Genomic DNA, 4,757 nt, shown 5'->3' on the forward strand with positions numbered 1-4,757 from the left:
GGCCCGGCCGCCGCCGCGGCCATCAGGCGGCGCGCCCTCGGCGACCCGGACGTGGGTCCGCCCGACGCCGCCCCCGAGGCGGAGCGCTGGCGCCCTTGGCGCTCGTACGCCTACGAGTACCTCCGGCACACCGGTGCCGCTCACCCCGAAGACCACGACCCGAAGGACAGCATCAACCATGCCGCTCTACACGCTGCTTGACAGCCCGCTCGGCCGGCTGACCCTCGTGGGCGAGCCGTCGGCCGACGCCCCCGGCGGCACGGTACTGACCGCGCTCTCGCTGCCCGACCAGAAGGGCGGCGTCGTACCGGAGGCCGGCTGGACCCGAGAACCGGCCGCCTTCGCCGAGGCGGAACGGCAGCTCGGCGAGTACTTCGCGGGCGAGCGCCGTGACTTCGCGCTGACGCTGACCACCCGCGGCACCGCCTTCCGCGAGCGCGTCTGGACGGCGCTGGACGCCATCCCGTACGGCGAGACCACCAGTTACGGGGAGATCGCCCGCCGCATCGGTGCCACGCGGCCCGCCGTACGGGCCGTCGGCACCGCGATCGGCGCGAATCCGCTGCTGATCCTCCGCCCCTGCCACCGCGTCATCGGCGCCGACGGCTCGCTCACCGGCTACGCCGGTGGCCTGGACCGCAAGCGCACGCTGCTGTCCCTGGAGGGCGTCGACGCGGCCCGGTGACGCGTCGCGGAGCACTCTTTTGTGCACTGTTGAGCGGTCGCCCATGCATGGACAATACGGTCCATGAGTCAGCAGGGGGACACACGCGGACACGAGGACGACTGGTGGCGCGAGCTGTACGAAGCGGGCGACGGCAAGCCAGGTGACGCGGGGCCCTCGACCGCGCCGGACTCGCTGGACGACCGCGTCGACTCGGCGCTCGGCGCGGTGAGTCCGGTGAGCACGGTGAGTCCGCCCCCCGTCGTGGAGTTCGTCGGGGACCGGCCGCCCACGTACGCGCCCGAGCCCGTCGCGCTGCCCGCCGCCGATCCGGCCGACCTCGCCGGGCTCGTCCCGGACACCGAGCTGGACGGCGCGCAGTACGGCACGCTCACGCTGCGCGCCGCCTCCGTGCGCGGCGACTCCGCCCGGTACCGCGGCGACCCGCGCCGCGACGCGCTGCTCACCGCCCGCTTCGGTGCCGGGCGGCAGACCCTGCTACTGATCGCCGTCGCCTCCGGTGTGCACGCCTCGCCCGAGGGGCACCGCGCGGCGCGGGACGCCTGCCACTGGATCGGCGCCGCCGTCGGCCGCTCCGGCGCGCGGCTGGCCGACGACATCCGTACCGGCCGCCGCGAGGCCCTCAAGTCCGGGCTGCAGCGCCTCACCGACCGCGGCTACGGGCGGCTGCGGTCGCGCGCCGCCGAGCTGGGCCTGGACCCGCATGAGTACACCGCTTCGCTGCGCTGCCTGCTGCTGCCCGCCGACCCGGCGTGCCGCACGCGGGTCTTCTTCGGCCTCGGCGGGGGCGGCCTCTTCCGGCTCCGGGACGGCGTCTGGCAGGACCTGGAACCGCCGCTGCCGCCGGACGAAGCGGCCAACCTCGGCGTCACGGAGGCACCGGACACCCCAGAAGCCGCCCCCGATGCCATCGGCGAACCGTTCCGCTTCCGCGCCTCCGTGGCCCGCTCCGGCGACACCCTGCTGCTGTGCAGCGCGGGGCTGGCCGAGCCGTTGCGCGAGGCGCCCGACTTCGCCGCGCGGCTGGCCGGGAGGTGGGCGGAGACCGAGCCGCCGGGTCTGGTCGCCTTCCTGGCCGACGCCCAGCTGCGCGTGAAGGGCCACGCCAAGGACCGCACGGCCGCGGCGGTGTGGGACAGCTGAGCCGCCCGCCGGGACGGCTGAGCCGCCCGCCGTACCGCGGTGTGGGACCCGGCTCCGCCCGGGGAGGGAGTGGTAGAACCGAATCAATGCCGCGAAGACGGGCAAAACGCCCGACGGGCGGCGCGAGCCACTGATCCCCACCCGAAGGGCGTGCGCGCGATGGCGAAGCAGACCGTGGCCGAGCAGTTCGTCGACATCCTGGCGCGCGCCGGGGTCAAGCGGCTGTACGGAGTCGTCGGCGACAGCCTCAATCCGATCGTCGACGCCATCCGCCGCACCCCGGCCGTCGACTGGGTCCAGGTCCGGCACGAGGAGGTCGCGGCGTTCGCGGCCGGCGCCGAGGCCCAGATCACCGGCCGGCTCGCGGCCTGCGCCGGCTCCTGCGGCCCGGGCAACCTCCACCTCATCAACGGCCTCTTCGACGCGCACCGTTCGATGGCCCCCGTACTGGCCCTCGCCTCGCACATCCCGTCCAGCGAGATCGGCACCAGCTTCTTCCAGGAGACCCACCCCGACCAGCTCTTCCAGGAGTGCAGCCACTACTGCGAGCTGATCTCCAACACCCGGCAGATGCCGCGCGTCCTGCAGACCGCGATCCAGCACGCGGTGGGCCGCAGCGGCGTCTCCGTGGTCGCGCTGCCCGGCGACATCGCGGGCGAGCCGGCCCCCGAGCGCGCCGAGGAACACGCGCTGGTCACCACGCGGCCCTCCGTGCGCCCCGGTGACGCCGAGATCGCGCAGCTCGCCCGCATGATCGACCAGGCCGGCAAGGTCACGCTCTTCTGCGGCAGCGGTACGGCGGGCGCACACGCCGAGGTCATGGAACTGGCCGAGAAGATCAAGTCGCCCGTCGGCCACGCACTGCGCGGCAAGGAGTGGATCCAGTACGACAATCCGTACGACGTGGGCATGAGCGGTCTGCTCGGATACGGCGCCGCCTATGAGGCCACGCACGAGTGCGATCTGCTGATCCTGCTCGGCACGGACTTCCCGTACAACGCCTTCCTCCCGGACGACGTGCCCATCGTGCAGGTCGACGTGCGTGCCGAGCACCTCGGCCGCCGCTCCACGCTGGACCTGGCCGTCTGGGGCGACGTACGGGAGACGCTGCGCTGCCTGACCCCGCTGGTCGCGGAGAAGAAGAACCGCCGCTTCCTGGACCGGATGCTCAAGAAGCACGCCGACGCGCTGGAGGGCGTGGTCAAGGCGTACACCCGCAAGGTCGACCGGCACGTCCCGATCCACCCCGAGTACGTCGCCTCCGTACTGGACGAGGAGGCCTCGGACGACGCGGTCTTCACCGTCGACACCGGGATGTGCAACGTCTGGGCGGCGCGTTACCTCACGCCCAACGGGCGCCGCCGCGTCATCGGTTCGTTCACGCACGGCTCGATGGCCAACGCGCTGCCGCAGGCCATCGGCGCGCAGCTGACCGACCGCCGGCGGCAGGTCGTCTCGATGTCAGGGGACGGCGGATTCTCCATGCTCATGGGCGACTTCCTCACCCTGGTCCAGCACAACCTTCCGGTGAAGGTCGTGTTGTTCAACAATTCCTCGCTCGGGATGGTCGAGCTGGAGATGCTGGTGGCGGGGCTGCCCTCGTACGGCACCGACAACCAGAACCCCGACTTCGCGGCCATCGCCCGGGCGGCGGGCGCGTACGGCGTCCGCGTGGAGAAGCCCAAGCACCTGCGGGGCGCGCTGCGGGACGCCTTCAAACACAACGGGCCCGCGCTCGTCGACATCGTCACCGACCCGAACGCGCTGTCCATCCCGCCGAAGATCAGCGCCGACATGGTGACCGGCTTCGCGCTCTCGGCGGGCAAGATCGTGCTGGACGGCGGCGTGGGCCGGATGGTGCAGATGGCCCGGTCCAACCTCCGCAACATCCCACGCTTCTGAGCCGTTACCGCGCAGCGGGGCACATGCCCCGCACCTGTGCCCGGCCGTGGCGGGAGGAATCAGGAGCTTCCGGGCTGCGCCGCCGTGCCGCGGCGGCCCGGACGCGGGCGTAGCCGCACCGGGCCACTCGGCGGACCCCGCGCCTCGACGGCTCCTCCGGGACGCGCCGCACCGGCTGCGGCAGCGGGCCGGTCGACAGCGAAGGCGAATTCGTTCTACGGACGGCCGCGCCACGGCCGCGTTCCCGCCCTTGTCATGACAGCCGGGCCGGACCTTGGTCGGGACCAGCCGGGCATCTCGTGGCATATGCGGAAGCAGCGGACGAAGCTTGGGTCGTATCCCGATGGGCATGCATCGATCTGAGGTTGTTCGAGAGATCGGGGATGAAGATCGGACACACCGGAGCGCTCGGGGCGGGGAGGATGAAGCGTCAGCCTGTAGGGGGCGAGCAACTGCACGGACGGATCGACGGGCCGGTCACCGGCCCCCTCGACGGCCGTGGCGGCACATGGAGGGAAGGGCAGCGGCCGAGGGCCATCCGGCACCGGCTGCGCCGCGCCGACCTGACGGCGGTGGCGGAGGTCCGCAGGGACCTGCGTCAACTGCTGGTCCACTGGGGGGATTCCGGCAGGTCGGACATCGCGGAGCTGCTCATCAGCGAGCTGGTCACCAACGCCCTGGTGCACACCGACCGGGGCGCCGTGGTGACCGTGACGGTCACCGACCGCCTGCGGGTGGAAGTACGGGACTTCGTGTCCCGGCGGCCGCAGCCCCGCAGACCGACCACCGAAGGCACTTCGGGGAGAGGACTGATGCTGGTGCGCTCGCTCGCGGACGCCTGGGGCATACGGATGCACGGGGTGGGCAAGTGCGTGTGGTTCGAACTGGGCGGCACGGCGGCGTGAGCCGCGCGTGAGCGGACGAGGCGGCGGGGGGGGGGCCCCGGGGGGCGCCCCCCCCCGCGGGGGGGGGGGCGCCCCGCCGGGGGGGGGGCGGCCCGCGCGGGCCCCGGCAGCCCCGGCCTGAA

Annotated in this window: 4 protein-coding genes and 1 pseudogene; all 5 read left to right on the forward strand. The window is 73.2% G+C overall.

Annotation, left to right across the window (positions count from 1 at the left end):
- Window positions 1-201: pseudogene (locus ABT381_RS34135) on the forward strand (hypothetical protein); the annotation flags it as partial.
- Window positions 179-685 (forward strand): methylated-DNA--[protein]-cysteine S-methyltransferase, encoded by a 507-nt coding sequence (locus ABT381_RS34140; protein ID WP_351601435.1) that lies wholly within the window; start codon window positions 179-181, stop codon window positions 683-685. The pseudogene ABT381_RS34135 and the gene ABT381_RS34140, both read left to right, overlap by 23 nt.
- Window positions 686-748: 63 nt before the next feature.
- Entirely contained in the window at window positions 749-1,828 is a 1,080-nt protein-coding gene (locus ABT381_RS34145; protein WP_351601438.1) for a protein phosphatase 2C domain-containing protein, read from the forward strand.
- Between the two features lie 159 nt (window positions 1,829-1,987).
- Window positions 1,988-3,730 (forward strand): pyruvate dehydrogenase, encoded by a 1,743-nt coding sequence (locus ABT381_RS34150; RefSeq protein WP_351601442.1) that lies wholly within the window; start codon window positions 1,988-1,990, stop codon window positions 3,728-3,730.
- A gap of 422 nt (window positions 3,731-4,152) precedes the next feature.
- Window positions 4,153-4,635 (forward strand): ATP-binding protein, encoded by a 483-nt coding sequence (locus ABT381_RS34155; protein WP_351601446.1) that lies wholly within the window; start codon window positions 4,153-4,155, stop codon window positions 4,633-4,635.
- The last annotated feature ends 122 nt before the right edge of the window (window positions 4,636-4,757 follow it).

This window comes from Streptomyces sp. NPDC000151 (assembly GCF_040301705.1).
Classification (GTDB): domain Bacteria; phylum Actinomycetota; class Actinomycetes; order Streptomycetales; family Streptomycetaceae; genus Streptomyces.

Excerpts from the sequence above, each read along its gene's own strand:
- ABT381_RS34155 (WP_351601446.1), top strand. The coding sequence starts at position 4,153 with ATGAAGCGTCAGCCTGTAGGGGGCGAGCAACTGCACGGACGGATCGAC.
- ABT381_RS34145 (WP_351601438.1), top strand. The coding sequence starts at position 749 with ATGAGTCAGCAGGGGGACACACGCGGACACGAGGACGACTGGTGGCGC.
- ABT381_RS34150 (WP_351601442.1), top strand. The coding sequence starts at position 1,988 with ATGGCGAAGCAGACCGTGGCCGAGCAGTTCGTCGACATCCTGGCGCGC.
- ABT381_RS34140 (WP_351601435.1), top strand. The coding sequence starts at position 179 with ATGCCGCTCTACACGCTGCTTGACAGCCCGCTCGGCCGGCTGACCCTC.